This window comes from Variovorax sp. Varisp36 (assembly GCF_047304235.1).
In the GTDB taxonomy this organism is placed as follows: Bacteria; Pseudomonadota; Gammaproteobacteria; order Burkholderiales; family Burkholderiaceae_C; genus Variovorax.
Genome location: NZ_JBGLYU010000043.1, coordinates 1 through 24,211 on the forward strand (window position 1 = coordinate 1; position 24,211 = coordinate 24,211).

At 68.1% G+C, this 24,211-nt stretch carries 19 protein-coding genes; 10 read left to right on the forward strand and 9 right to left on the reverse strand.

The window, feature by feature from the left end; all coding sequences use genetic code 11:
* Positions 1 to 236 precede the first annotated feature (236 nt).
* Entirely contained in the window at positions 237 to 2,414 is a 2,178-nt protein-coding gene (glgB, locus tag ACCD11_RS21875; RefSeq protein ID WP_413315445.1) for a 1,4-alpha-glucan branching protein GlgB, read from the reverse strand.
* 5 nt (positions 2,415 to 2,419) lie between these two features.
* Positions 2,420 to 4,084, reverse strand: coding sequence for an alpha-amylase family glycosyl hydrolase (locus ACCD11_RS21880; RefSeq protein ID WP_413315446.1), 1,665 nt, complete (start codon positions 4,082 to 4,084; stop codon positions 2,420 to 2,422).
* A 93-nt stretch (positions 4,085 to 4,177) separates the two neighbouring features.
* Between ACCD11_RS21880 and ACCD11_RS21885 the strand changes: the two genes are divergently transcribed.
* The 3 genes from ACCD11_RS21885 to ACCD11_RS21895 are packed head-to-tail and all read left to right on the forward strand — an operon-like array spanning position 4,178 to position 6,731.
* Positions 4,178 to 5,635 carry an NAD(P)-binding domain-containing protein gene (locus ACCD11_RS21885; protein WP_413315447.1) on the forward strand — a complete coding sequence of 486 codons (1,458 nt, stop codon included), beginning with the start codon at positions 4,178 to 4,180 and terminating at the stop codon, positions 5,633 to 5,635.
* Positions 5,632 to 6,138 (forward strand): CMD domain protein, encoded by a 507-nt coding sequence (locus ACCD11_RS21890; RefSeq protein WP_413315448.1) that lies wholly within the window; start codon positions 5,632 to 5,634, stop codon positions 6,136 to 6,138. Before ACCD11_RS21885 ends, ACCD11_RS21890 begins: the two co-directional genes overlap by 4 nt.
* Complete coding sequence (locus ACCD11_RS21895) at positions 6,135 to 6,731, forward strand: peroxidase-related enzyme (protein WP_413315449.1); 597 nt, start codon at positions 6,135 to 6,137, stop codon at positions 6,729 to 6,731. Before ACCD11_RS21890 ends, ACCD11_RS21895 begins: the two co-directional genes overlap by 4 nt.
* Here ACCD11_RS21895 and ACCD11_RS21900 read toward each other — a convergent pair.
* Together ACCD11_RS21900 and ACCD11_RS21905 are read right to left on the reverse strand one after the other, a co-directional pair.
* Positions 6,726 to 7,802 carry an NAD/NADP octopine/nopaline dehydrogenase family protein gene (locus tag ACCD11_RS21900; protein WP_413315450.1) on the reverse strand — a complete coding sequence of 359 codons (1,077 nt, stop codon included), beginning with the start codon at positions 7,800 to 7,802 and terminating at the stop codon, positions 6,726 to 6,728. The two genes, ACCD11_RS21895 and ACCD11_RS21900, sit on opposite strands and share 6 nt — an antisense overlap.
* A gap of 117 nt (positions 7,803 to 7,919) precedes the next feature.
* Positions 7,920 to 8,894, reverse strand: a complete 975-nt coding sequence (locus ACCD11_RS21905) for a Bug family tripartite tricarboxylate transporter substrate binding protein (protein WP_413315451.1) — start codon at positions 8,892 to 8,894, stop codon at positions 7,920 to 7,922.
* Between the two features lie 105 nt (positions 8,895 to 8,999).
* Between ACCD11_RS21905 and leuS the strand changes: the two genes are divergently transcribed.
* From leuS to ACCD11_RS21935, 6 genes are all read left to right on the forward strand, one after another.
* Positions 9,000 to 11,630, forward strand: a complete 2,631-nt coding sequence (gene leuS, locus ACCD11_RS21910; protein WP_413315452.1) for a leucine--tRNA ligase — start codon at positions 9,000 to 9,002, stop codon at positions 11,628 to 11,630.
* Between the two features lie 15 nt (positions 11,631 to 11,645).
* Positions 11,646 to 12,167 (forward strand): LPS assembly lipoprotein LptE, encoded by a 522-nt coding sequence (gene lptE, locus ACCD11_RS21915; RefSeq protein WP_413315453.1) that lies wholly within the window; start codon positions 11,646 to 11,648, stop codon positions 12,165 to 12,167.
* A gap of 31 nt (positions 12,168 to 12,198) precedes the next feature.
* Positions 12,199 to 13,272: a DNA polymerase III subunit delta gene (gene holA, locus ACCD11_RS21920; RefSeq protein ID WP_413315454.1), complete on the forward strand. Its 1,074-nt coding sequence runs from the start codon at positions 12,199 to 12,201 to the stop codon at positions 13,270 to 13,272.
* Positions 13,273 to 13,351: 79 nt separating this feature from the next.
* Positions 13,352 to 14,644, forward strand: a complete 1,293-nt coding sequence (locus tag ACCD11_RS21925) for a glutamate-5-semialdehyde dehydrogenase (protein WP_007837640.1) — start codon at positions 13,352 to 13,354, stop codon at positions 14,642 to 14,644.
* A gap of 96 nt (positions 14,645 to 14,740) precedes the next feature.
* Positions 14,741 to 16,060 (forward strand): glutamate--cysteine ligase, encoded by a 1,320-nt coding sequence (gene gshA, locus ACCD11_RS21930; RefSeq protein ID WP_413315455.1) that lies wholly within the window; start codon positions 14,741 to 14,743, stop codon positions 16,058 to 16,060.
* Positions 16,061 to 16,240: 180 nt separating this feature from the next.
* A complete protein-coding gene (locus ACCD11_RS21935) occupies positions 16,241 to 18,109 on the forward strand; it encodes a potassium transporter Kup (protein WP_007837644.1) in 1,869 nt (622 codons plus the stop codon).
* 18 nt (positions 18,110 to 18,127) lie between these two features.
* Here ACCD11_RS21935 and ACCD11_RS21940 read toward each other — a convergent pair whose 3' ends face one another.
* Positions 18,128 to 19,051 carry a polysaccharide deacetylase family protein gene (locus ACCD11_RS21940; RefSeq protein WP_413315456.1) on the reverse strand — a complete coding sequence of 308 codons (924 nt, stop codon included), beginning with the start codon at positions 19,049 to 19,051 and terminating at the stop codon, positions 18,128 to 18,130.
* A 10-nt stretch (positions 19,052 to 19,061) separates the two neighbouring features.
* Complete coding sequence (locus tag ACCD11_RS21945) at positions 19,062 to 19,490, reverse strand: hypothetical protein (protein WP_007837651.1); 429 nt, start codon at positions 19,488 to 19,490, stop codon at positions 19,062 to 19,064.
* A 242-nt stretch (positions 19,491 to 19,732) separates the two neighbouring features.
* Here ACCD11_RS21945 and gshB point away from each other — a divergent pair, with 242 nt between their 5' ends.
* Positions 19,733 to 20,695, forward strand: a complete 963-nt coding sequence (gshB, locus tag ACCD11_RS21950) for a glutathione synthase (protein ID WP_413315457.1) — start codon at positions 19,733 to 19,735, stop codon at positions 20,693 to 20,695.
* On the opposite strand, the gene ACCD11_RS21955 is transcribed toward gshB, so the two are convergent.
* The 3 genes from ACCD11_RS21955 to ACCD11_RS21965 form a co-directional block, all read right to left on the reverse strand.
* Complete coding sequence (locus ACCD11_RS21955; protein ID WP_042674183.1) at positions 20,684 to 21,451, reverse strand: class II glutamine amidotransferase; 768 nt, start codon at positions 21,449 to 21,451, stop codon at positions 20,684 to 20,686. The genes gshB and ACCD11_RS21955 overlap by 12 nt on opposite strands.
* 50 nt (positions 21,452 to 21,501) lie before the next feature.
* Positions 21,502 to 22,641 carry an ABC transporter substrate-binding protein gene (locus ACCD11_RS21960; protein ID WP_007837654.1) on the reverse strand — a complete coding sequence of 380 codons (1,140 nt, stop codon included), beginning with the start codon at positions 22,639 to 22,641 and terminating at the stop codon, positions 21,502 to 21,504.
* Positions 22,642 to 22,718: 77 nt separating this feature from the next.
* Positions 22,719 to 24,206 (reverse strand): DHA2 family efflux MFS transporter permease subunit, encoded by a 1,488-nt coding sequence (locus tag ACCD11_RS21965; RefSeq protein WP_413315458.1) that lies wholly within the window; start codon positions 24,204 to 24,206, stop codon positions 22,719 to 22,721.
* Positions 24,207 to 24,211: the final 5 nt, after the last annotated feature.

Here is a 24,211-nt window from a genome sequence, read left to right on the forward strand (position 1 = left end):
TGGCTGCGCCGAGGAGCGCAGCGGTTCGCGGATCAGGGCCCGCCCTTGTCTGAGCGAAGCGAGTTTGGGCGGGACCCCGCGAACCGCGAGCACCGCAGGTTGCCCGGAGCGAAGCGCAGGGACGCAGAAAGTAGGGTCGCCTTTCTTTTGCCTACGTTTCTTTGGCGAAGCAAAGAAACGTAGGTCGCCTGCCGGGGCGAGACCCGGCCCCGGGAAACAAACCAAGTCAAGCAACGTCAAGCCAACACCCACATCACAGTAGCCAGTGGCGGCACGCTGATCGAAACAGAGTCCGTCTTCCCATGCCATGGCACGGGAGAACTCTCGACAACGCCGTTTCCGACCCCACTGCCCCCATAAATCGAGCCATCCGTATTGACAATCTCCCGATAAGAGCCAGCACAAGGAACCCCCAGCCGATACCCATGCCGAGGCACCGGCGTGAAATTGCAGACCGCCACCACGAACGCCCCATCCCGAGCCCGCCGAACAAACGCAAACACCGACTGGTCCGCATCGTCATGCACGATCCATTCGAACCCCGCGCCCTCATGGTCGAGCTCATGCAGCGCAGGAAAGTGCCGATACACGTTGTTCAGGTCGCGCACCAGCCGCCGCACCCCTTGATGCGCCGCATGCTCCAGCAGATGCCAGTCGAGGCCGCGGTCGGCATTCCACTCCGCGTATTGCGCGAACTCGCCCCCCATGAACAGCAGCTTCTTTCCCGGATACGCCCAGAGGTAGCCATACAGGTTACGCAGGCCCGCGAACTTCTGCCACTCGTCGCCAGGCATCCGCCCGATCATCGAGCCTTTGCCGTGCACCACTTCGTCGTGCGACAGCGGCAGCACGAAGTTCTCGCTGAGCGCGTACATCAGCCCGAAGGTGATCTGCTGGTGGTGATGCTTGCGGTAGACCGGATCGGTGCCCGCATACGCCAGCGTGTCGTTCATCCACCCCATGTTCCACTTGTAGTGAAAGCCCAGCCCGCCGTCTTCCGGCGGCCGGGTCACGCCGGGAAAGCTTGTCGATTCCTCTGCCACCGTCATGGCCCCGGGCCGCTCGATGCCCACCACGCGGTTCATGCGACGCAGGAAGTCGATGGCCTCCAGGTTCTCGCGCCCGCCGAGCACGTTCGGCACCCACTCGCCGGCCTTGCGGCTGTAGTCGCGGTACAGCATCGAAGCCACCGCATCCACGCGCAGGCCGTCCACGCCGTAGCGCTCCAGCCAGTACAGCGCATTGCCGACGAGGTAGTTGCGCACCTCCGTGCGCGCGTAGTTGAAGATCAGCGTCTGCCAGTCGTTGTGGAAGCCTTCGCGCGGATCGGCGTACTCGTACAGCGCGGTGCCGTCGAAGCGGCCGAGGCCGTGCGAATCGGTCGGGAAGTGCGCGGGCACCCAATCGAGGATCACGCCCAGCCCTGCGGCATGCGCCGCTTCCACGAAATGCCGGAAGTCGCCCGGCGTGCCGAAGCGCGAGGTAGGCGCGTAGAGCCCGATCGGCTGGTAGCCCCATGAGCCGTCGAAGGGGTGTTCGCTGATCGGCAGCAGCTCGATGTGCGTGAAGCCCATGTCGCGCGCGTAGGGCACCAGCGTGTCGGCCAGCTCGCGGTAGTCCAGCCATTCGTGGCCGTTGTTCTTGCGGCGCCACGAGCCCAGGTGCACTTCGTAGATGCTGATCGGCGCAGGGCGCCCGTTCGCGGCGGCGCGGCCTTCGGGCAGCTTCACCGGCGCGGGAAGGGGCTGCACCACGCAGGCGGTGTCAGGCCGCAGCTGCGACGAGAACGCGAAGGGATCGGCCTTGCGCAGCACCTCGCCCTGCGCCGACAGGATCTCGAACTCGTAGCTGTCGCCCACCGTCACATGCGGCGCGAAGATCTCCCACACGCCGCACTCGCGGCGCAGCCGCATCATGTGGCGCCGGCCGTCCCAGTTGTTGAAGCTGCCCACCACCGACACGCGCTTTGCGTTCGGCGCCCAGACGGCAAAGGCCACGCCCTTCACGCCGTCCATCTCGCGCAGGTGCGCACCCAGCCGTTCCCAGGGGCGCAGGTGCGTGCCCTCGGCCAGCAGCCACACGTCGGTTTCGCCGAGCACGAACGGAAAGCGGTAGGGGTCTTCGAGCCGCGAGGTGTGCGCCTCCCAGTCGACCTGGAACGAGTAGCCCATGCGGGCCTCCGCGGCCGGGACCAATCCGCTGAACAGGTCCGATTCGGCATGCCGTGCCAGGATCGCAAGCGGCCAGCCGGTGCGCGAATGCAGCACGGCCACGCGCTGCGCACCGGGCAGCAATGTGCGCACTTCCAGGCCTTCGGGCGTCTCGTGCGGGCCCAGCACGGCGAACGGGTCGCCATGCTCCGCGCGCATCAGCGCATGGACTTCGGATTCGGGCAGCGGCTTGGAGGAGGGCATGGTGCTCAGCTTTGTCCTTCGGCGGCGGGCGTGCCGAAGAAGACGCCGTACGGCGCCAGCGCGAGCATGCGCTTTGCGCCTTCGGCCTGCATGACGGCGCTCGGCGCGAGCGGATGTCCGACGAGAGGCATCAGGGCTTCGGCCAGCGGCATCGAAACCGGTTCGCTCCCGAGGTTGAAGACCGCCTGCAGCGACGAATGCCCGTCGCGCCGCTCGAAATGCAGCAGAGGGTCGGGCGCATCGATGAAGCGGATGCCGCCGGTGCGCAGCAGGGGCTGCGTGCGCCGCCAGTGCAGCAGCGTGCGGCTGAAGGCGAGCATCGAATCGGGCCGCGCGGCCTGCCGTTCGACGGCCAGCGGAAGGTGGGGGCCGTACACCGGCAGCCAGGGCGTACCGGTGGTGAAGCCGCCGTTCGGCGCCGCGGTGGTCCACGGCATCGGCGTGCGGCAGCCGTCGCGGCCCTTGAACTCGGGCCAGAACGCGCGGCCGTACGGGTCCTGCAGCAGTTCGAAGGGCACTTCGGCCTCGGGCAGGCCCAGTTCCTCGCCCTGGTAGATGCTGGCGCTGCCGCGCAGTGCGAGCAGCAGCGCCAGCCAGAGCCGGTCGCGCCGGGTGTCGGCCGGGCCGCCGTCGCTCCATCGCGTGGCGACGCGCGGCACATCGTGGTTCGACACCGCCCAGCAACCCCAGCCGCCGGTGGGCGCCAGCGCGTCGTCGAGCGCCTCGACTTGGTGGCGCAGGTGGGCGGGGCGGTGGTCTGCCGTCAGCAGGCTGAAGCTGTAGGCCAGGTGCAGGCGCTTGCCGAGCTCGGTGTATTGCGCCATGACGGGCGGCGCGTTCTCGTCGCCGACCTCGCCCAGCGCCACCGCGCCGTAATCGTCGAGCAGGCGGCGCAGGCTTTCGAGGAAGGCCAGGTTCTCCATCTGGCTCTTGTCGTACAGGTGCTGCTGCATCGCGTAGGGGTTGTCGGCGCGCACTGTGCTGACCCCGTCGATCGACGCCGGTGAGGCCGGCGGGTTGTCGCGCAGCAGCGCATCGTGAAACTGGTGGTTGCAGGCGTCGAAGCGAAAGCCGTCCACGCCGCGCTCGCACCAGAAGCGGACCTCGCCCAGCAGGGCCTCCTGCACGGCGTCGCAGTGGAAGTTGAGGTCGGGCTGCTCGGCGAGGAAGCTGTGCAGGTAGTACTGCCGCCGGCGCGAGTCCCACTGCCAGGCCGAGCCGCCGAACACCGACAGCCAGTTGGTCGGCGGGGTGCCGTCGGCCTTGGGGTCGGCCCAGACGTACCAGTCGGCCTTGGGGTTGTCGCGGCTGCTGCGGCTTTCGGCGAACCAGGCGTGCTGGTCGGAGGTGTGCGAAAGCACCTGGTCGATGATGAGCTTCAGGCCCAGCGCGTGCATGCGCGCCAGCATGGCGTCGAAGTCGGCCAGCGTGCCGAACAGCGGGTCGACTGCGCGGTAGTCGGCCACGTCGTAGCCGAAGTCCTTCATCGGCGAGCGGAAGAAGGGGGAAACCCAGACGGCATCGACGCCGAGGCTGGCCACGTGCTCGAGCCGGGACGTGATGCCCGGCAGGTCGCCGATGCCGTCGCCATCGCTGTCCATGAAGCTGCGCGGGTAGATCTGGTAGATCACCGCGCCGCGCCACCATTCGCTGTCGCTCTTGCTGCCCATGCCGGCCCCTGTGGTCTGAAAATCATTGTGGCATGCGAAATCCGGGCCACCCGCGAAGCTTTCTACACTGGGCGTCGTTCCCCGCTCTTCAAGATGACATCAGATTCCGCTTCCTCCCTCGCCGCGCTCGAAGCGCGGCTCGCCCAGGACCTCGAATATCTCGGCTGGCCCGGCCGCAACTGGATGCCCGCCCGACAGGCCGGCGATGAATCCATGCTCGACGTGGCCATCATCGGCGGCGGCCAGGCCGGCCTGGCCGCCTCGGTCGCGCTGGCGCAGCTGGGCATTCGCGCCGTGGTGTTCGACCGCTCGCCCGCGGGCAAGGAGGGCCCCTGGGCGACGACGGCGCGCATGGAGACGCTGCGCTCGCCCAAGGAGCTCACCGGCCCCGCGCTCGGCCTGCCGTCACTCACCTTTCGCGCCTGGTTCGAGGCCCAGTTCGGGCTGGAGGCCTGGACCGCGATGGACAAGATCCCGCGCCTGCAGTGGATGGACTACCTGGTCTGGTACCGCCGCGTGATGGACGTGGACGTGCGCAACGACACCGCGGTGGTCGGCATCCACCCGCTGCCCGATGCGTCCGGCGTGCGGCTGGCCCTGCGCACGCCGCAGGGCGAGCGCAGCGTGCTGGCGCGCCGCGTCGTCCTTGCGACGGGGCGTGACGGCCTCGGCGGGCCGGCCGTTCCGGCTTTCGTCGACGCACTGCCGCGCTCGAAATGGGCGCATTCGTCCGACGACATGGACTACGGCCGGCTCGAAGGCCTGCGCGTGGGTGTGGTCGGCGCTGGCTCCTCGGCCATGGACAGCGCGGCCACCGCGCTGGAGGCCGGTGCGCGCAGCGTCGAGCTGCTGATCCGCCGGCCCGACCTGCCGCGCGTCAACAAGGGCAAGGGGGCGGGTGTGCCGGGGCTCACGCAGGGGCACTACGATTTGCCCGACGAGCTCAAGTGGCGCATCCGCCACTACATCAACGTGGCGAACGTGCCGCCGCCGCACGGCAGCACGCTGCGGGTGTCGGGGCACACCAATGCCTTCTTCAACTTCGGTTGCCCCATCCTCGCCATCGAGCCGCGGGGCGAGGCCATGCGCGTGTCGACGCCGAAGGGGGTTTTCGAATTCGACTTCCTGATCGTCTCGACCGGCTTCAAGGTCGACTGGCCGAACCGTCCGGAGTTTGCCGGCATCTCGGCCCACATCCGGACATGGAAAGACCGCTTCGAGCCCGCGCCCGGCGACGAAGACCAGGAACTGGCCGACTCGCCCGACCTCGGGCCCGCCTTCGAATTCCGGCAGCGCGTGCCGGGCGAATGCGCGGGGCTCGGGCGCATCCACTGCTTCTGCTACCCGGCCGCGCTGTCGCACGGCACGGTGTCGGGCGACATCCCGGCCATCAGCGATGGCGCCAGGCGGCTGGCGAGCGGCATTGCCAGCCTGTTCTATCGCGAGGACTTCGACCACCACTACGCCAACCTCGAGGCCTATGCCGAGCCGGAACTGTTCGGCGACGAATGGACGCCCGCGCTGCCGCCCCAAGAAAGAAACCGACCATGACAAGCACTCCCCACGATGTGATCGATGCCGCCGTCCCGCTGGCGCCGGACCACCCCCTCTGGGCGCTGCGGCGCCAGCGCGACAAGGTCGTTGCAGCCACGCAGGGCAGCTATGACGCGATGTTCTCGCCGGCCGTCGAAGGCCTGTCGGTAAGCGAGCGGCTGCTCGTGGCGCTGCATGCCTGCCGCGTGTCGAAGGCGGACAGCCTGGCCGCGCACTACCGCGACAGGCTGGCGGCCGAAGGCGCGGATGGCGACGTGATCGCTGCCGTGGACGCCGGGCGGCCCGTGGCCGATGCGCGCCTGCAGGCCGTGCTGGCCTTCACCGGCAAACTGATCGAGCGCCCCATCGAGGGCGACAAGGCCGCCGTGCAGTCGCTGGCCGCGAGCGGCCTCTCGACGCCCGCCATCGTGGCGATGAGCCAGTTGATCGCCTTCCTCTCGTACCAGATCCGCGTTGCCGCGGGCCTGAAGGCGCTGATCGCCGCGGAGGCTGCGGCATGACGGCCCCGATCCGCATCAAGGGCTTCACCACCGAGGCGCTCCAGTGGAAGCCGTGGCTCGACACGGTGAACGTCGACACCGCCACGCCTGCCCAGCTGGCCGCACTCGACGAGATGAGCCCGCAGGCGCGCAGCTCGCCGTACTTCCTGGTGCTGGCGCATCAGCCCGAGATACTGCTGCAGCGCTCCATCGCCTTCAACGCGATCATGTTCGCACCGGGCGGCATGCCGCGTGCCGAGCGCGAGCTGGGCGCCACGGTGGAATCGCGCGTCAACGGCTGCGTGTACTGCGCCTCGGTGCATGCGCAGCGCTTCGAGCAGCTGGCCAAGCGCAACGACGTGATCTCGCAGGTGTTCGAGGAGCCGCAAGGCGCCGGCACCACGGCGCGCGAGAAGGCCATCGTCGCGTTCTCGATCCGTCTCGGTGCCGAGCCCGACAAGGTCTCGGCCGACGACGTGCGCGGGTTGAAGGAGGCCGGGCTGACCGAGCAGGAGATCCTCGACCTGATCCATTCGGTCGCCCTGTTCGCCTGGGCCAACCGGCTGATGCTCAACCTCGGGGAGCCGGTGTTCCCCGAAGCCGACGCTTCATAAGCGCTCGAGCAGCCCGGCGACGGTTTCGTTCGCTAGGCCCAGCGGTTGAAGCAGGTCGTTCTCGCAGCGGAAGTCGATGCCGTTGACCAGCGAGGCCGCATCCACGATGGTGCGGGTCGCGGGCGTCGGCACGCCGGCGATGGCGCCCAGCGCCTCGACGAACGCCAGGCCGTAGGGCATGTCCTCGGTGACGTAGCGGGTGTCGGCCTGCGTGGGGCCGGGCGGACCGCCGCGCTTGGCGTGCAGCTCGGCGGCGATGTCCTCCAGCTTTGCCGACGCGGTGCCGAAGGAGCGCGCGAAATGCGCTTCGATGGGACCGAGCTCGATGCCGAACGCGGCGGCCACGGCGCGCCGCTCCCGGTCCAGCGCCTCGATCACGCGCGACACGCCGGGCGTCATGCAGTGGTACTGCGGCCAGTTCTCGGCGCGCTCGATGCGCGTCCAGTTGAACACCGCGAGCGGGCCGTGGGACTGCGGATTGACGTTGGCCAGGGCGCTCGCGAGGGCGCTGCCGTCGGGGAAGAAGCCGTCGCCGAAGAGGGCGGTGCACAGCGCGACGGCCTCTTCCACCCGCGAGCCGGGCAGGGCGGAGACGCCGACCGCCTTGCGCCGCGTCATCACCCTGACCTGCGTGCCGGACTCGCGGCGCGCGGTCAGCACGGTCGTGCCGAAGCTGGCGACCGTGATCCGCCGGCCTGCGCGCGCAGCTGCTTCGTGCAGATAGAGCGAGGACAGCGAGGCCATCGAGCTGACGATCACAGTCTGGCCGTCGCGCAGGAAAGGGAGCAGCGCGTCCATCACGCGCCTGTGGCCGTTGACGGGGAGGGCGAGCAGCAGCACGTCCGAAGCGGCGCAGAGCCCGGCCGCGCCGTCGGCGACCTCGACCTTCACCGAGAACGACTGGATGCCGCAGGCTTCCAGCGGCTGAGTGCGCAGCCCGTCCGCGCCCCGGCCGCCCGGCGACCACACCGTGACGCCATGGCCCGCCTGCCGCAGCCACGCCGCACTGGCCAGCGCGATCGCCCCGGCGCCGGCGATGCCGACGCGGTACTGCTTCGCCGCGACCGTCACAGGCGCATTCCCATTCGTGAACACCGTGGAACCGGCTTTGCCGGGCCACCGGTGTTGCCCCCGGCGAGGGGGTTGGCGAAGCGACACGAAGTGCGCGAAGCCTGGGGGAGAGCCAAGCTAGTCAACCTTGATTCCGCCTTGCTTGATCACTTTCGCCCAGCGCTGGCTGTCTTCCGCCACCACCTTGCCCAGCGCGGCCGGGCCGCCGCAGGTATTGACCGCGCCCAGCTGGGCGAAGCGCTGCCTCGTCTCCGGCAGGTTGCACACCTCGACCAGCGCCGCGGACAGCTTCTCGACGCTCGCCGCCGGCATGCGCGCCGGCGCCATCACGCCGACCCAGACCGGCACTTCCATGCCCGGCAGGCCCGTGGCCTCGCCGATGGTCGGGGCCGTGCCCATGCCGGGCAGCGCCGCATGGGAGAAGGTGCCGAGCACGCGCGCCTTGCCGCTGGCGACCATCGGCTCGATCGAGGCCACGCTGGTCACGATGGCCGCCACCTGCCCGCCCAGCAGGTCCGTCATGGCGGGCGCGGCGCCCCGGTAGGGCACGTGCAGCAGGTTCACGCCGCTCGCCTGCGCCAGCAGCGCCCCGGTCAGGTGTGACACGGTGCCGTTGCCGGTCGAGGCGTAGGTAACCTGGCCCGGCCTGGCCTTGGCGTCGCGCAGCACGTCGGCCACGGTCTTGTAGGGGCTTTCGGTGCGCACGGACAGCGTCATCGGCGTGTCCGCCACCAGGGCCACCGGCACCAGTTCGTGCACCGGGTCGTAGGGGAGCTTGGCCTGCAGGTGGGGTGCGATGGTGATGGCGCCGCCCGTTGCCAGCAGCACCGTGGCCCCGTCCGCCGCCTTGGCCACCGCGTCGGCGGCCACGATGCCGCCGGCGCCGGCCTTGTTGTCGACGATGACGCTCTGGCCAAGCCTGTCGGTGAGCTTGGCGCCCAGGTAGCGGGCGATGACGTCCTGGGCGCCGCCGGTGGCGAAGGGCACGACGAGGCGCAGGGGCTTGTCGTTCTGCTGGGCCCACAGCGGCGTGGCGGCAAGGCCGGCGGCGGCCGCGAAGGACAGGGCGAGATGTTTCCAGAGCAATTTCATTGTGTCTTTCCGTCCGCGTGAGGCAGCAAGCTGGGGAGCGAGTCTAGTCCGGCGCGATAATCCGTCCTCCCCGGCCACCCCGCGCCGGGTCTTGCCGAACCCGTCATGAATCCCAGCTACAAACCCAGCGACGTCGAGTCCGCTGCCCAGGCGCAATGGAGCGCCGCCGATGCCTACCGCGTCACCGAGGACGCGAGCCGCAAGAAGTACTACGCCTGCTCGATGCTGCCGTACCCCAGCGGCAAGCTGCACATGGGCCACGTGCGCAACTACACCATCAACGACATGCTCACGCGCTACCTGCGCATGAGCGGCTACAACGTGCTGATGCCCATGGGCTGGGACGCCTTCGGCCTGCCGGCCGAGAACGCGGCGCTGAAGAACGGGGTGCCGCCGGCCAAGTGGACCTACGAGAACATCGACTACATGCGCGGCCAGCTCCAGGCCATGGGCCTGGCGATCGACTGGAGCCGCGAGATCGCCACCTGCGATCCGAGCTACTACAAGTGGAACCAGTGGCTGTTCCTGAAGATGCTCGAGAAGGGCATCGCCTACCGCAAGACCCAGGTCGTCAACTGGGACCCGGTCGACCAGACCGTGCTGGCCAACGAGCAGGTGATCGACGGCAAGGGCTGGCGCACCGGCGCCACGGTCGAGCGCCGCGAGATCCCTGGCTACTACCTGAAGATCAGCGACTACGCCGAAGAGCTGCTCGAGCACACCCAGCACAAGCTGCCGGGCTGGCCCGAGCGCGTCAAGCTGATGCAGGAGAACTGGATCGGCAAGAGCGAGGGCCTGCGCTTCGCCTTCACGCATGACATCCATGGCGCCGACGGCAAGCTCATCCAGGACGGCCGCATGTACGTGTTCACCACGCGTGCCGACACCATCATGGGCGTGACCTTCTGCGCCGTCGCGCCCGAGCATCCGCTGGCCGCACACGCCGCCACGCTCGATCCGAAGGTCGCGGCCTTCATCGAGGAGTGCAAGGCCGGCGGCACCACCGAGGCCGAACTCGCCACGCAGGAGAAGAAGGGCGTGCCCACCGGCCTCACGGTGATGCATCCGATCACCGAGGAGCAGGTGCCGGTGTGGGTCGGCAACTACGTGCTCATGGGCTATGGCGACGGCGCCGTGATGGGCGTGCCCGCGCATGACGAGCGCGACTTCGCCTTCGCCAACAAGTACGGCATCGAGATCATCCAGGTCGTGCTGGTCGACGACGAGCCGCATTTCGACTATCACAAGTGGCAGGACTGGTACGCCGACAAGCAGCGCGGCGTGACCATCAACTCCGACAACTTCAGCGGCATGACCTACAAGGAGGCCGTGGCCGCCGTGGCGCACGCACTGGGCCAGAAGGACCTGGGCGAGCTGCAGACCACCTGGCGCCTGCGCGACTGGGGCGTGAGCCGCCAGCGCTACTGGGGCACGCCGATCCCGATCATCCATTGCGAAGAGCACGGCGCGGTGCCGGTCCCCGAGAAGGACCTGCCCGTGGTGCTGCCGACCGACTGCGTGCCCGACGGCTCGGGCAACCCGCTGAACAAGCACGAAGGCTTCCACGCCGGCGTGACCTGCCCCGTGTGCGGCAAGGCCGCGCGGCGCGAAACCGACACGATGGACACCTTCGTGGACAGCTCGTGGTACTTCATGCGCTACTGCGACCCGAGGAACGACGACGCCATGGTGGCCGGCGGCGCCGACTACTGGATGCCGATGGACCAGTACATCGGCGGCATCGAGCACGCGATTCTTCACCTGCTGTACGCGCGCTTCTGGACCAAGGTGATGCGCGACCTCGGCCTGGTGAAGGCCGACGAGCCCTTCAGCAAGCTGCTCACGCAGGGCATGGTGCTCAACCACATCTTCTACAAGCGCAACGAGAAGGGCGGCAAGGACTACTTTCCGCCCCTCGAAGTCACGGCGGTGCTCGACGCGCAGGGCCGCATCACCGGCGGCACGCTGGCCGACGGCACGAAGGTCGAGTACGGCGGCGTCGGCAAGATGGGCAAGAGCGAGCGCAACGGCGTCGACCCGCAGGACCTGATCGAGAAGTACGGCGCCGACACCGCGCGCCTGTACACCATGTTCACCGCGCCGCCCGAGGCCACGCTCGAGTGGAACGACGCGGCCGTCGAAGGCAGCTACCGTTTCCTGCGCCGCGTGTGGAACTTCGGCGTGGCGCAGGCGGACGTGGCGCCGGTCGCGATCGAGGGCCGGAGCTTCGGCAAGTCCGCCCAGGCGCTGCGCCGCGAGGTGCACACCGTGCTGCGCCAGGTCGACTACGACTACCAGCGCATGCAATACAACACCGTGGTGTCGGGCGCGATGAAGCTGCTCAACGCGCTGGAGGGCTTCAAGCCCGACGGCAGCACCGGCGACGCGGCCGCGGTGCGCGAAGGCTTCGGCATCCTGCTGCGCTGCCTTTACCCGGCCACGCCGCACATCGCCCAGCAGCTCTGGAACGAACTCGGCTACGACAAGGACCTGGGCGGCCTGCTCGACGCGGCCTGGCCCACGGTCGACGTCGGCGCGCTGGTGCAGGACGAGATCGAACTGATGCTGCAGGTCAACGGCAAGCTGCGTGGCAAGCTCAGCGTGCCGGCCGGCGCGTCGAAGGACGAGATCGAGAAGCTCGCGCTCGCCTGCGACGACTTCGTCAACTTCGCCGAAGGAGCGCCGCCCAAGCGCGTGATCGTGGTTCCCGGCCGCCTGGTCAACGTGGTTCTCTGAACGACTCAAGCAAGCATGAACACTCGCAATGCCTCGCTGCCGCGCCGCGGCTTTCTTCTCGGGCTGACGGTGGCGGGCGCTTCGCTCGGCCTGGCGGGCTGCGGCTTCGAGCTGCGCAAGGCGCCGGTCTTCGCCTTCAAGACGCTGTCGGTGTCGGGCAACTCGGCCATGATCAATCAGATCCGGCGCGAGCTGCGGGCCACCGGCTCGGTGACATTGGTGCCGGCCGACCAGTCCTCCACCGCCGACGTGGTGCTCGAGATCCTCGGCGAGGATCGCAACCGCTTCGTGATCTCGACCAATTCGGCCGGCCTCGTGCGCGAGTTGCAGCTGCAGTTGCGCGTGCGCTTTCGCCTGCGCACGCCGGGTGGCAAGGACCTGCTGCCGGCCTCCGAGGTTTCGCAGACGCGTGACCTGAGCTTCAACGAAACCAACGCGCTGGCCAAGGAAGGCGAGGCCGATCTGCTGTTCCGCGACATGCAGGCGGATATCGCGCAGCAGCTGATGCGTCGCCTGGCAGCCGTCAAGGAACTCTGAGGCTGCGCGCTCCGGCCTCCATTCGATTGCCATGCAACTCGCCAGCGCCCAGCTCGGGGCCCATCTCCAGAAGGGCCTGAAGCCGCTCTACACGATCCACGGCGACGAGCCGTTGCTCGCGCAGGAGGCGGCCGACACCATCCGCACCGCCGCGCGTGCGCAGGGCTACACCGAGCGCAGCTCGTACACCGTGGCCGGCGCGCACTTCGATTGGAGCGCGGTGCTCGCGGCCGGGGGCTCGCTCTCGCTGTTCGCCGACAGGCAGATTGTCGAGATCCGCATTCCCTCGGGCAAGCCCGGCAAGGACGGCAGCACGGCGCTGCAGCAGCTGGCCGAGGCTGCGCCCGGCAACGACAGCACGCTCACGCTGGTGATGCTGCCGCGGCTGGACAAGGCCACGCGCACCGGTGCCTGGTTCTCGGCGCTGGAGAACAACGGTGCGAGCATCCAGGTCGACCCGATCGAGCGCAACGCGCTGCCGCAATGGATTGCGCAGCGCCTGGGCCAGCAGGGCCAGCGCGTGATGCCCGGCGACGAAGGCCAGCGCACGCTGCAGTTCTTCGCCGATCGCGTGGAGGGCAACCTGCTCGCCGCGCACCAGGAAATCCAGAAGCTCGCGCTGCTGCACCCGGCCGGCGAGCTGAGCTGGGAGCAGGTCGAGGCTGCGGTCAACAACGTGGCGCGCTACGACGTGTTCAAGCTGTCCGAAGCCGTGCTGGCCGGCAATCCGCAGCGCGTGGCGCGTATGCTCGACGGCCTGCAGGCCGAGGGCGAGGCCGAGGTGCTGGTGCACTACACGATCGCGGAGGACATCCGGGCGCTCAAGCGCGTGAAGGACGCCATGGCCTCGGGGCGCCCGCTGCCGATGGCGCTGCGCGAGAACCGCATCTGGGGCCCGCGCGAGCGCGCCTTCGAGCGCGTGCTGCCGCGCCTGGACGACCGCATGCTGGCCCGGCTGCTGCGCGCGGCGCACGTGGTGGACGGCATCGTGAAGGGCCTGAAGCAGCCCGACTGGCCCGCCAGCGGCTGGCAGGCCCTGCAGCGGCTGGCGCTGATGCTGTGCCGCGCGTGCAGCAGCGCGGCGACCGCTCCGCGACGCGCCTGACTCGGCCCGCGCACGATGGCTCCAGCCATCAAAAGGCCCGTGTAAGCCGGGTCACAGGTCGGCGTGGGAAAATGAACACATGAATGCGTTCAACGTCAGCGAGCACATGCAGACCCTGGGTCTGCAAGCCAAAGCCGCTGCATTCCTCATGGCCCGTGCGGATGCAGCCACCAAAAACAAGGCATTGAAGGCGCTGGCCCGGCGCCTGCGCGAAGCCGGCCCGGTGCTGGCCGTAGCCAACCAGAAGGACCTCGAGCGCGCCACGGCCGCCGGCCTCTCGGCGCCGATGGTGGACCGCCTCAAGCTCACGCCCAAGGTCATCGAGACCGTGGCGCTCGGCTGCGAGCAACTCGCCGGCATGGCCGACGTGATCGGCGAGATCATCGGCATGAAGCAGCAGCCCAGCGGCATCCGCGTGGGCCAGATGCGCGTGCCGATCGGCGTCTTCGGCATGATCTACGAGAGCCGCCCCAACGTGACCATCGAGGCCGCGAGCCTGGCCATCAAGAGCGGCAACGCGGCCATCCTGCGCGGCGGCTCGGAAGCCATCGAGTCGAACAAGGCGCTGGCGCTGCTGGTGTCCGAGGCGCTGGCCGAAGCCGGCCTGCCGGTCGATGCGGTGCAGCTGGTACAGACCACCGACCGCGAAGCCGTCGGCCAGCTGATCGCCATGCCCGAGTTCGTCGACGTGATCATTCCGCGCGGCGGCAAGGGCCTGATCGAGCGCATCAGCCGCGACGCCAAGGTGCCGGTCATCAAGCACCTGGACGGCAACTGCCACGTCTACGTGGACGATACGGCCGAGTTCGACATGGCGCTGCGTATCGTCGACAACGCCAAGACCCAGAAGTACAGCCCCTGCAATGCCGCCGAAGGCCTGCTGGTGTCGGCCTCGGTGGCCGACGACTTCCTGCCCGAGATCGCCGCCATCTTCGCGGCCAAGGGTGTGGAAATGCGCTGCGACCCGGCCGCCGCCGCCATCCTGCGCGCCGACGGTGCGATCGATCCGAAAGCCAGGGTGGTCGATGCGGTCGAATCCGACTGGTCCGAGGAATACCTGGCCGCCGTCATCAGCATCAAGGTGGTGGCCGGCGTGGACGAGGCCATTGCGCACATCAACCGCTATTCGAGCCACCACACCGACGCCATCGTCACGCGCGACCACGTGCATGCGCAGCGCTTCCTGCGCGAGGTTGATTCGGCCAGCGTGATGGTCAATGCGAGCACACGCTTCGCGGACGGTTTCGAGTTCGGTCTGGGCGCCGAAATCGGCATCAGCACCGACAAGTTCCATGCGCGCGGACCGGTGGGGATCGAAGGGCTGACCTCGCTCAAGTACGTGGTGCTGGGCCAAGGCGAAGTGCGGACCTGATGCGCGCCGCTGTCGTGGTCTTGTCTTCGGGATGGGCACCCCCAATTCCTACAATTCCGCTCTACCTTTAAGCACAAAACCAACAAGGCCGCCCGCATGGTTCCGCATCTCGTCACCGCCCTGACCGGCCCGATCAACGAACTGGAGCAGCGGGTGCTCGACTCGATGCCTGCCATCGAGCGCTGGTTCCGGCTCGAGTGGATGGAGCACACGCCGCCGTTCTACAGCGCCGTCGACATCCGCAACGCCGGCTTCAAGCTGGCCCCGGTCGACACCAACCTGTTCCCGGGCGGCTGGAACAACCTCACCAAGGAAATGCTGCCGCTGGCGGTGCAGGCCGCGCAGGCGGCCATCGAGAAGATCTGTCCGGAAGCGCGCAACCTGCTCGTCATTCCGGAAAATCACTCCAAGAACACCTTTTATCTCGCCAACGTTGCGCAACTGGTGCGCATCTTCCATATGGCGGGGCTCAATGTGCGCATCGGGTCCATCGACCCCGCCATCAAGACTTCCAAGAAGATCGAGTTGCCCAACGGCGACACCGTGACGCTCGAGCCGGTGGTGCGCAGCAAGCGCCGCCTGGGGCTGAAGAACTTCGATCCCTGCACAATTCTCCTCAACAACGAGCTTTCTGCGGGAACGCCTGGCATCCTCGAAGACTTGCACGAGCAGTATCTGCTGCCGCCGCTGCATGCAGGCTGGTCGGTGCGCCGCAAGAGCAACCACCTGCACAGCTACGAGGAGCTGTCCAAGCGCTTCGGCAAGCTGCTGGGCATCGACCCCTGGCTCATCAACCCGATCTATGCGCGCGCCGAAGGCGTGGACGTGGCCGAGGGCCGCGGCATCGACGTGCTGACCAGCCATGTGGACGCGGTGCTGACCAAGGTGCGCCGCAAGTACAAGGAATACGGCATCAACGAGAAGCCGTTTGTGGTCGTCAAGGGCGGTCACAGCGGCAGCGGCAGTCCGGGCGTCGTGACGGTGCGCGACGCCAAGGACGTGGAGGCGCTGATCGGCAAGCCCCGCGCTGCGGCCGGCATTCCCGCCGCCAAGCCGGGCGCCAGCCGCGATCTGCGCGACCCCACCGAGCTGATCGTGCAGGAAGGCGTGCTGACCAACGAGCGCGTGCACAACGGCGTGGCCGAACCGGTGGTCTACATGATGGATCGCTACGTGGTGGGCGGCTTCTACCGCGTGCATGCCGAGCGCGCCGCCGACGAGAACCTGAAGCTGCCGGGCGCGAGCTTCGTGCCGCTGGCTTTCTCTGAAAGTGCGCACTTGCCTCAGCCCGGTGCCAAACCCGGCGCCAGTGCCCCGAACCGCTTCTACATGTACGGCGTGGTGGGCCGGCTGGCCATGGTGGCCGCCAGCTACGAAATGGAAGCGACCGATCCGGACGCCGAAATCTACGAATGATTTCCCGGGGTGGCTGGCGGCGGCTTGCGCCGGTCGCAAGCAGCGGCAAAATAGCGGCCCCACAGCAACGGAAACAAAAGGGCGGGAGGGGTGACAATGGTGAACTAAAGTTCCCCCGTGTCGCACCCTGGCGTGTCTGACGCGTCGATTCCAGCAGCCTGTCCTTTTCCCATCGACCTCGTGTCAGCCCCCAAAAATCTCTCAGCCGGCCTGATCGTCGGCGCCATCGGCGTCGTCTATGGCGACATCGGCACCAGCGTGCTGTATGCCGTCAAGGAAGTGTTCGGCCACGGCCATGTGCCGTTCACCGTCGGGAACGTCTACGGCATCCTCTCGATGTTCTTCTGGACGCTCACCGTCATCGTCTCCATCAAGTACGTCGTGCTCGTGCTGCGCGCCGACAACGAAGGCGAAGGCGGCCTCGTCGCCATGCTCGCGCTGGCCTCCCGCGCGGTGGCCGACAAGCCCAGGCTGCGCCACGTGCTGCTGGTGGTCGGCATCTTCGGCACCTCGCTTTTCTATGGCGACGGGGTCATCACCCCGGCCATCTCGGTGCTCTCGGCGGTCGAGGGCCTGGAGGTGGTGTCGCCGCACTTCACGCACTACGTCATTCCGCTCACGCTGGTCGTGCTGTTCTGCCTGTTCGTGGTGCAGAAGCGCGGCACGGCAGGCATCGGCAAGTTCTTCGGGCCGATCACGCTGGTGTGGTTCCTGGCGATCGCCGTGCTCGGCGTGTCCCAGATCCTGCACCACCCCGAGATCCTGAAGGCGCTGAATCCGTTCTACGCGCTGAAGTTCATGTGGGACAACCCCGGCACCAGCTTCATCCTGCTGGGCGCCACCGTGCTGTGCGTGACCGGCGCCGAGGCGCTGTACGCCGACCTGGGGCACTTCGGCAAGAGCCCGATCCGCATCGCGTGGTTCTCGGTGGTGATGCCGGCGCTCACGCTCAACTACTTCGGCCAGGGCGCGCTGCTGCTGGAGAACCCCGAGGCGGTGAAGAACCCGTTCTTCATGATGGCGCCCGAATGGGCGCTCATCCCGCTGGTGCTGCTGGCCACCGCGGCCACCGTGATCGCGTCGCAGGCCCTGATCACGGGCGCCTTCAGCGTCACGCGCCAGGTCATTCAGCTGGGCTACCTGCCGCGCCTGAACATCGAGCACACCAGCGTGCGCACGGCGGGCCAGATCTATATCCCGCTGGTCAACTGGGGCCTGTTCGTGGCCATCGTGCTGGCGGTGGTCATGTTCCGCTCGTCGAGCAGCCTGGCCGCGGCCTACGGCATCGCCGTGACCACCGACATGCTGATCACCACGGTGCTGACCTTCTTCGTGATCCGCTATGCGTGGAAGCTGCCGCTGGCGCTTTGCATCGCGTCGACCGCGGTCTTCTTCGTCGTCGACTTCCTGTTCTTCGCGTCGAACCTGCTCAAGCTGTTCGAAGGCGGCTGGTTCCCGCTGCTGATCGGCGGCTTCGTCTTCACGCTGATGATCACGTGGAAGGAAGGCCGCCGCCTGATGGGCGAGGCGCAGCATGCCGATGCGATCGACCTGAAGTCCTTTCTCGGCTCGGTGTTCGTGAGCCCGCCGGCACGCGTGGATGGCACGGCGGTGTTCCTCACGGCCGAGCCGGGCACCGTGCCCAACGCGCTGCTGCACAACCTGAAGCACAACAAGGTGCTGCACGAGCAGAACATGTTCGTGACCGTGCGCAACCACGAGGTGCCATGGATCCCGATGGACAAGCGCATCGAGATCGAGGCGCTCGGCCACCACTGCTGGCAGATCATGGTGCACTACGGCTTCAAGAACGACATCGACCTGCCGCGCGCACTCGAAAACGCGCGCATGCGCGGCTGCCAGCTGGAACAGATGACGACCAGCTACTTCCTGTCGCGCGACGTGGTCATCCCCACGCTCGGCAGCGGCATGGCGCCGTGGCGCGAGAAGCTGTTCGCGCAGATGCACCACAACGCGAGCGGAGCGGCGGCGTTCCTGGGGCTGCCGAACAACGCGGTGGTGGAGCTGGGGTCGAAGATCGAGATCTGAGGCCTGGCGCGGTACGCCTCAGCCGAACTCCCCGAGCCGATCCCTCTCGAGCCTCGCCACATGCGAGGCGATCGCGCCCGGCGTGGTGAACCAGACATCGCCCCGCTCGCGCGCCTGCGCCAGGCGCGCGAGCGCGGTGCGCAGGTGCCTCAGCCGGTAGGGCTGCCCGACGATGTACGGATGCAGCGCCAGGCCCATCACCAGCGGCTGCGCGCGCGACTGGTCAAGCATTTCCTCGAAGTTGTCGATCACCATGGCGCTGAAGTCCTTCGCGTCCATCAGGCGGCCGACGATCATCGGGATGTCGTTGAGTTCCTGCGGGTACGGCACCGACCACAGCGAACCGCCACCGCGCGTGCGCATGCGCAGCGGCTGGTCGTCGTGGCACCAGTTGAGGGTGTAGCCGTAGCCGGTCTCGGCCAGCAGGTCGGGCGTGAGGACGCTTTCGGAGATCCATGGCGAGAGCCAGCCGGTGGGCGCCTGCCCGCTTTCGCGCAGCATGCGCTCGCGGCAGCGCAGCAGCAGTGCGCGCTCGTGCTCCTCGTCGAGCACGCCCTGGCGCTCGGCATTGCTGTGGCCGTGGCCGATCAGTTCGTCGCCGCGCGCCACCAGCGCCTGGACCAACTCGGGGCAGTGGTCGTACAGCGCGGTGTTGACGAGCGCGCCTGTGGGCAGCGCGAGCGCGTCGAACAGTTCCAGGCAACGCCACGCGCCGACGCGGTTGCCATACTCGCGCCAGCCGTGGTTGAGCACGTCGGGTTGCGGCGAGGCCGGGCCGATGCACGCGCCCAGCCCGTCGCCGAAGGCGAAATGCTCGACGTTGAAGCCGATGTACACCGCCAGCCGCGCGCCGTTCGGCCACGCGTAGTCGGGACGCCGCGTGATGGGCCGGTAGTCGAAGCGGTCGTGCGTGGGGAGCCGGTCGGGCCAGCGCGTGCTCATGCCGGCGGCCTCACAGCACGGCGAGGCCGGCGCGCACCAGCAGCCATTCGGCGCTGTCGTTCCAGACGTCCATCTGCACGATCAGGCCGTGGCGCACCACATAACGGTCGACATAGCGATTGCCTTCGAAGGCCGTGCCGTCGGGCCATGCACCGTAGAGCGTGCCGAGGCTGTAGACCACCGTTTCCTCGGGCGTGCCGCCAGCCACCGTTTCGGTGCGCTCGATCTTCTTCTTGACCCATGCATAGCGCTTCGCGTTGAAGGCCGAGGTGTCGCCGGGCGCCTTCATCGGGCGGTTGCCGGTGAAGCGGATGCGGATGTCGGGCGCGGTGAAGCGGGAGGCCGACTGCGGGTCCGGGATCATCACCAGGCGAAGGAATTCGTCGACCACGGCGGCGGGATCGGGAGCAGGGCTGCCCTGCGAAACGGATGTCTCCACGAGGTTCTCCGGTAGTTGTCGGAGCCGGATTCATGCAATTCCCGTGCCGGATGGTTGACGTTACGAGGCCGGGATTGTTGACAATCCTGCGATTGCGGGCTCCCGGCACAATCGTCCGATGCTGCGGGTTCAAGAGGGGAAAAAGCCCCCGCCGGCAAGGACATCGCCGCTTCCGGCAACATCGCGCCCGATATCCCATGCCATTGGCCACCGTACCCCGGCACCGCAAGAAAGAACGCCTGATGAAAAACATCCTCTTCGTCGCCGATCCGCTCGATCACTTCAAGATCTACAAGGACACGACCTTCTCGATGATGCGCGAGGCGCAGCGCCGCGGTTATCGCATCGCCGCCTGCCTGCCGCAGGACATCCAGTGGAAATCGGGTGGCGTGGTCACGGCCACGGTGCAGCAGATCACGCTGACCGGCGACGCCCGGGACTGGTACGCCGTCGACATCACCGAGGCCAAGGCGCTGAAGGATTTCGACGCCGTGCTGATGCGCAAGGACCCGCCCTTCGACGCCGAATACATCTATGCCACGCACCTGCTGGAGCAGGCCGAGCGCGAGGGTGCGCAGGTGGTGAACTCGCCGCGCGCGCTGCGCGACCACCCCGAGAAGCTCGCGATCATGGAGTTTCCGCAGTTCGTCACGCCCACGCTGGTCACGCGCAGCGCGCAGGCCGTGCGCGACTTCCACGCGGAGCACGGCGACATCATCCTGAAGCCGCTCGACGGCATGGGCGGCATGGGCATCTTCCGCGTGAAGCAGGACGCGCTGAACCTCGGCTCCATCGTCGAGACGCTCAACAAGGACGGCGCCGAAACGATCATGGTGCAGCGCTTCGTGCCGGAAGTGGTACAGGGCGACAAGCGCATCCTGATCATCGCGGGCGAGCCGGCGCCTTTCGTGCTGGCGCGCATTCCGCAGGGCACCGAGGTGCGCGGCAATCTGGCGGCCGGCGGCAAGGGCGTGGCGCAGCCGCTCACGGCGCGCAATCGCGAGATCGCCGAGACCGTGGGACGCACGCTCGCGCCGCGCGGTCTGCTGCTGATCGGGCTCGACGTGATCGGCGACTCGGTCACCGAGATCAACGTGACCAGCCCGACCTGCTTCCAGGAAATCACCGAGCAGACGGGCTTCGACGTGCCGGCGATGTTCGTCGATGCGCTCGAGGCGCACCTGGCCCGGGCTTCAGCGCACTGAGCGCTGACCGTCCACGAACACATGCAGTTCGCCTGGCGTGAACTGCGTCCATGTCTCGTTGGTGGTCAGCGGTGCGGTCACGACCACGGCCACGCGGTCGTTGGGCGTGGTGTGCCGTGCGAAGTCGATCTCCAGGTCTTCGTCCGACAACTGCGCCGTCACGAAGGGATGGCGGCGCTCCACGTACCAGAGGTTGGTCGAGGCATGCGCCCACAGCGCCTGCCCGTTGGACAGCATGAAGTTGAAGGTGCCGTGCGCCGCGAGCTGCGGTGCCAGTTCGCGCAGCGTGAGCGTCAGCTCATCGATGCTCGGCACGCCCGCATGCGACTTGGCCAGCTCCTGCATGATCCAGCAGAAGGCGTGCTCGCTGTCGGTGTTGCCCACCGGATGGAAGTTGCCGTGCAGGCGCGGGCGGAATTCCTTCAGGTCGCCGTTGTGGGCGAACACCCAGTAGCGCCCCCAGAGCTCCCGCACGAACGGGTGGCAGTTCTGCAGGTTGACCTCGCCCTGCGTCGCCTTGCGGATGTGCGCGATGACGTTGCGGCTCTGTATGGGGTAGCGCCGGATCAGCTCCGCCACCGGCGATTCGCACGCCGGCTGGTGATCGACGAAGTGGCGCAGCCCGCGGTCCTCGAAGAACGCGATGCCCCAGCCATCGGCGTGATGATCGGTGCGGCCGCCGCGTTGAGCGAAGCCGGTGAAGCTGAAGGTCACGTCCGTGGGCGTGTTGCAATTCATTCCAAGCAATTGGCACATGGCGCCATTAAAGCGCGAGCGCCAGCCGCTTGGCGAATCCGCTCGCCCTTTCAGCGCACGAAGCGGCCTTCGGGCGTGACGCGCACCATCTCGATGAAGCGCGAGCCGGTGGTGCCGCCGGTCGAGAAATCGATGTCCATGCCGGCCAGGCGCAGCTTGAGCGCGCGCAGCGTCGCGTGCAGGCGCGCGCGCGTCAGGTCGCGGCCGGTGCGCTTGAGCGCTTCGATCATCACCAGTGCGTTCAGGTAGCCCTCGAAGCTGCCGTAGCCCACCGGCACCTGCGCCCGCTCGGCCAGCCGGCGATAGTCGCGCGTCACGGTTTCCACCTCGCCCCAGGGATAGGGCATGACCTGCGAGATCGCCAGGCCGCCCGCCTGCAGGGGCACCACCTTGGCCGTGACCTCGCCCGGCACGATCGACATGCCATAGAACATCGGCTTGCTGCCGGCGTCGTAGGTGGCCTTGATCACCTCACCCGCCACGGTGCCGGCCAGGTACATCAGGATGGCCTGGGACTGGCTGTCGGCCAGCGCCTTGCCGGCGGCGGCGGCGTTCGAGCCGTCGCCCTTGACCATGACCGTGGCCGTCGGGGCGAGCTTGCGGGGGGCCATGGCCGCCTCGATCAGCTTGACCGCCTCGGCGCCGCCGGGGTTGTCGAGGTGGGCGATGGCGATCTTGTTCACGCCGATGGTGGCCAGGTGCTCGACCAGGGCCTGTGCTTCGCGTGCGTTGCTGGCGCGCACGAAGTAGGCCGAGCCCGCCACGCGTTCGCGCGCGCTGTCGCCCACCCCGTAGCCGCCCACGCTGGGCGCGCCGCTCTGCTGCAGCAGCTTGGCCGCAGCGGCCGTCGTGCCCGAGCCCACGCAACCGAAGAAGGCGAACACGCGGTGGTCGTTCAGCAGCTTGCCGTAGTTTTCCACCGCCTTGTCGGCCTTCAGCTCGTCGTCCAGCGCCACCATCTTGATCTTGCGTCCGCCCACGCCGCCCTGTTCGTTGACCGAATCGAACGCCAGCGCGGCACCGTTGTGCACGACCTTGATCTGCGAGCCGAGCGGCCCGCTCAGCACGGCCGAACTGCCGAGCACGATTTCACTGTCGCTCACCCCCGCCTCGGCGGCTTGCACAGACGAGAGCCGCGCGAGGCCGCCGGCGAGAACTGCCGTCGAGGCGATAAAACTTCTGCGTTGCATGATGTAAGACCCACTCTAACTGTGTTTAACAACTGTTAACAATTAGAAACGATGGGGTCTTAGGTAGTACTGAGTGCTTACCCTTGTTGCGGTGGGTGGCGCAACTGCCAAGCCGCGCAGATGGCAATCGCGCAAAGCCCTGCCAGCATCGCGAACACCTCATCGAAGGCGGCCAGCCGCGCCGGGCTGCTCATCGGGTTGGCGAGCGAATCGCCATGCGCCGCCAGCCGCCACTCGAGAACGATGGCGCACAGGCTCACGCCCGCCGCGCCGCCCAGCATGCGTACGAAGTTGATGGCGCTTGCGCCCTGCGGGATCAGCGGCTTGGCCAGCGGCCGCATCGAGCCCAGGTTGAGCGAGGGCAGGATGAAGCCCAGCCCGATGCGCCCGATGATCGCGAAGGCCACCAGCAGCCACAGCGCGCTGTCGAGCCGCAGCACCATCATCAGCGCGAACGATGCCGCCAGCAGCGCGAGGCCGATCGTCACCAGCACCCAGGTCGGGTGCTGGTCGGCCAGCCGGCCGACGCCGGCGATGGTCAGCGCGAGCACGATGCCCGCCGGCAGCAGGATGGTGCCCACGTGCGAGGCCGACAGATGCAGGCCCACCTGCATGTATACCGGCAGCAGGTAGGTCGAACCGAACAGCGCCGTCCCGTAGATGAAGGCCACCACGCTGCCCATGGCGAATTGCCGGTACTGGAACAGCGCGAGGTTCATCAGCGGCGTGCCGCCCGAGGCCGCGAGCCGCCGCTGCCACCACACGAAGGCGGCGAACGACACCAGCGCGCCCGCCAGCAGCAGGCCGGCCTGCAGGGGCGAATCGCCGCGCAGCGCGACCAGCCCGTTCAGCAGGCACAGCGTGCCGACCGTGCCCAGCGCCAGCCCGCGCGCGTCGAGCCCCCCGCCGCGCGCCGCGGCCACGCCGCCCGGCGCGGTGGTCGGCACGAACTTGTAGGCCAGCCACAGCGAGGCCAGGCAGAACGGCACCACCATGAAGAAGATCGAGCGCCAGCCGAACAGGTCGACCAGCACCCCGCCGATGCTCGGCCCCACCGCCGGCGCCAGCACCACGCCCATGCCGAAGATGCCGCTCGCGCGTCCCTGTTCGTGCGGCTCGAAGGCGCGCAGGATGATGATGGCCGGGATGGGCTGCACCACGCCCGCCGCCAGCCCCTCGGCCACGCGCGCGAGCAGCACCAGCGAGAAGTCGTTGGCCACGCCGCCCACGATACCGCCTGCGAGCAGCAGCAGCATGGTGCCCACGTAGGTGCGCCGGTAGCCGTAGCGCGACAGCAGCCAGGGCGTGGTGAGCATCGACACCGTCATCGCCACCATGAAGCCGGAGCTCACCCACTGCGCGCGTTCCTGGCCGAGCGAGAAGTGGTGGCTCATGCCCGGGATCGCCACGTTGACGATGGTCGAGGACATGATCGACGCCATCGTGCCCACCATGACCGACAGCAGCAGGTACCAGCGGTAGCGCTCGCCATAGCGTTCGCGCAGCGTGCCGATGGAGGGCGGGGCCGGCGTGGTCGCTGCTTCGGAGGTCTGTGGGGAGGTCATGGGGG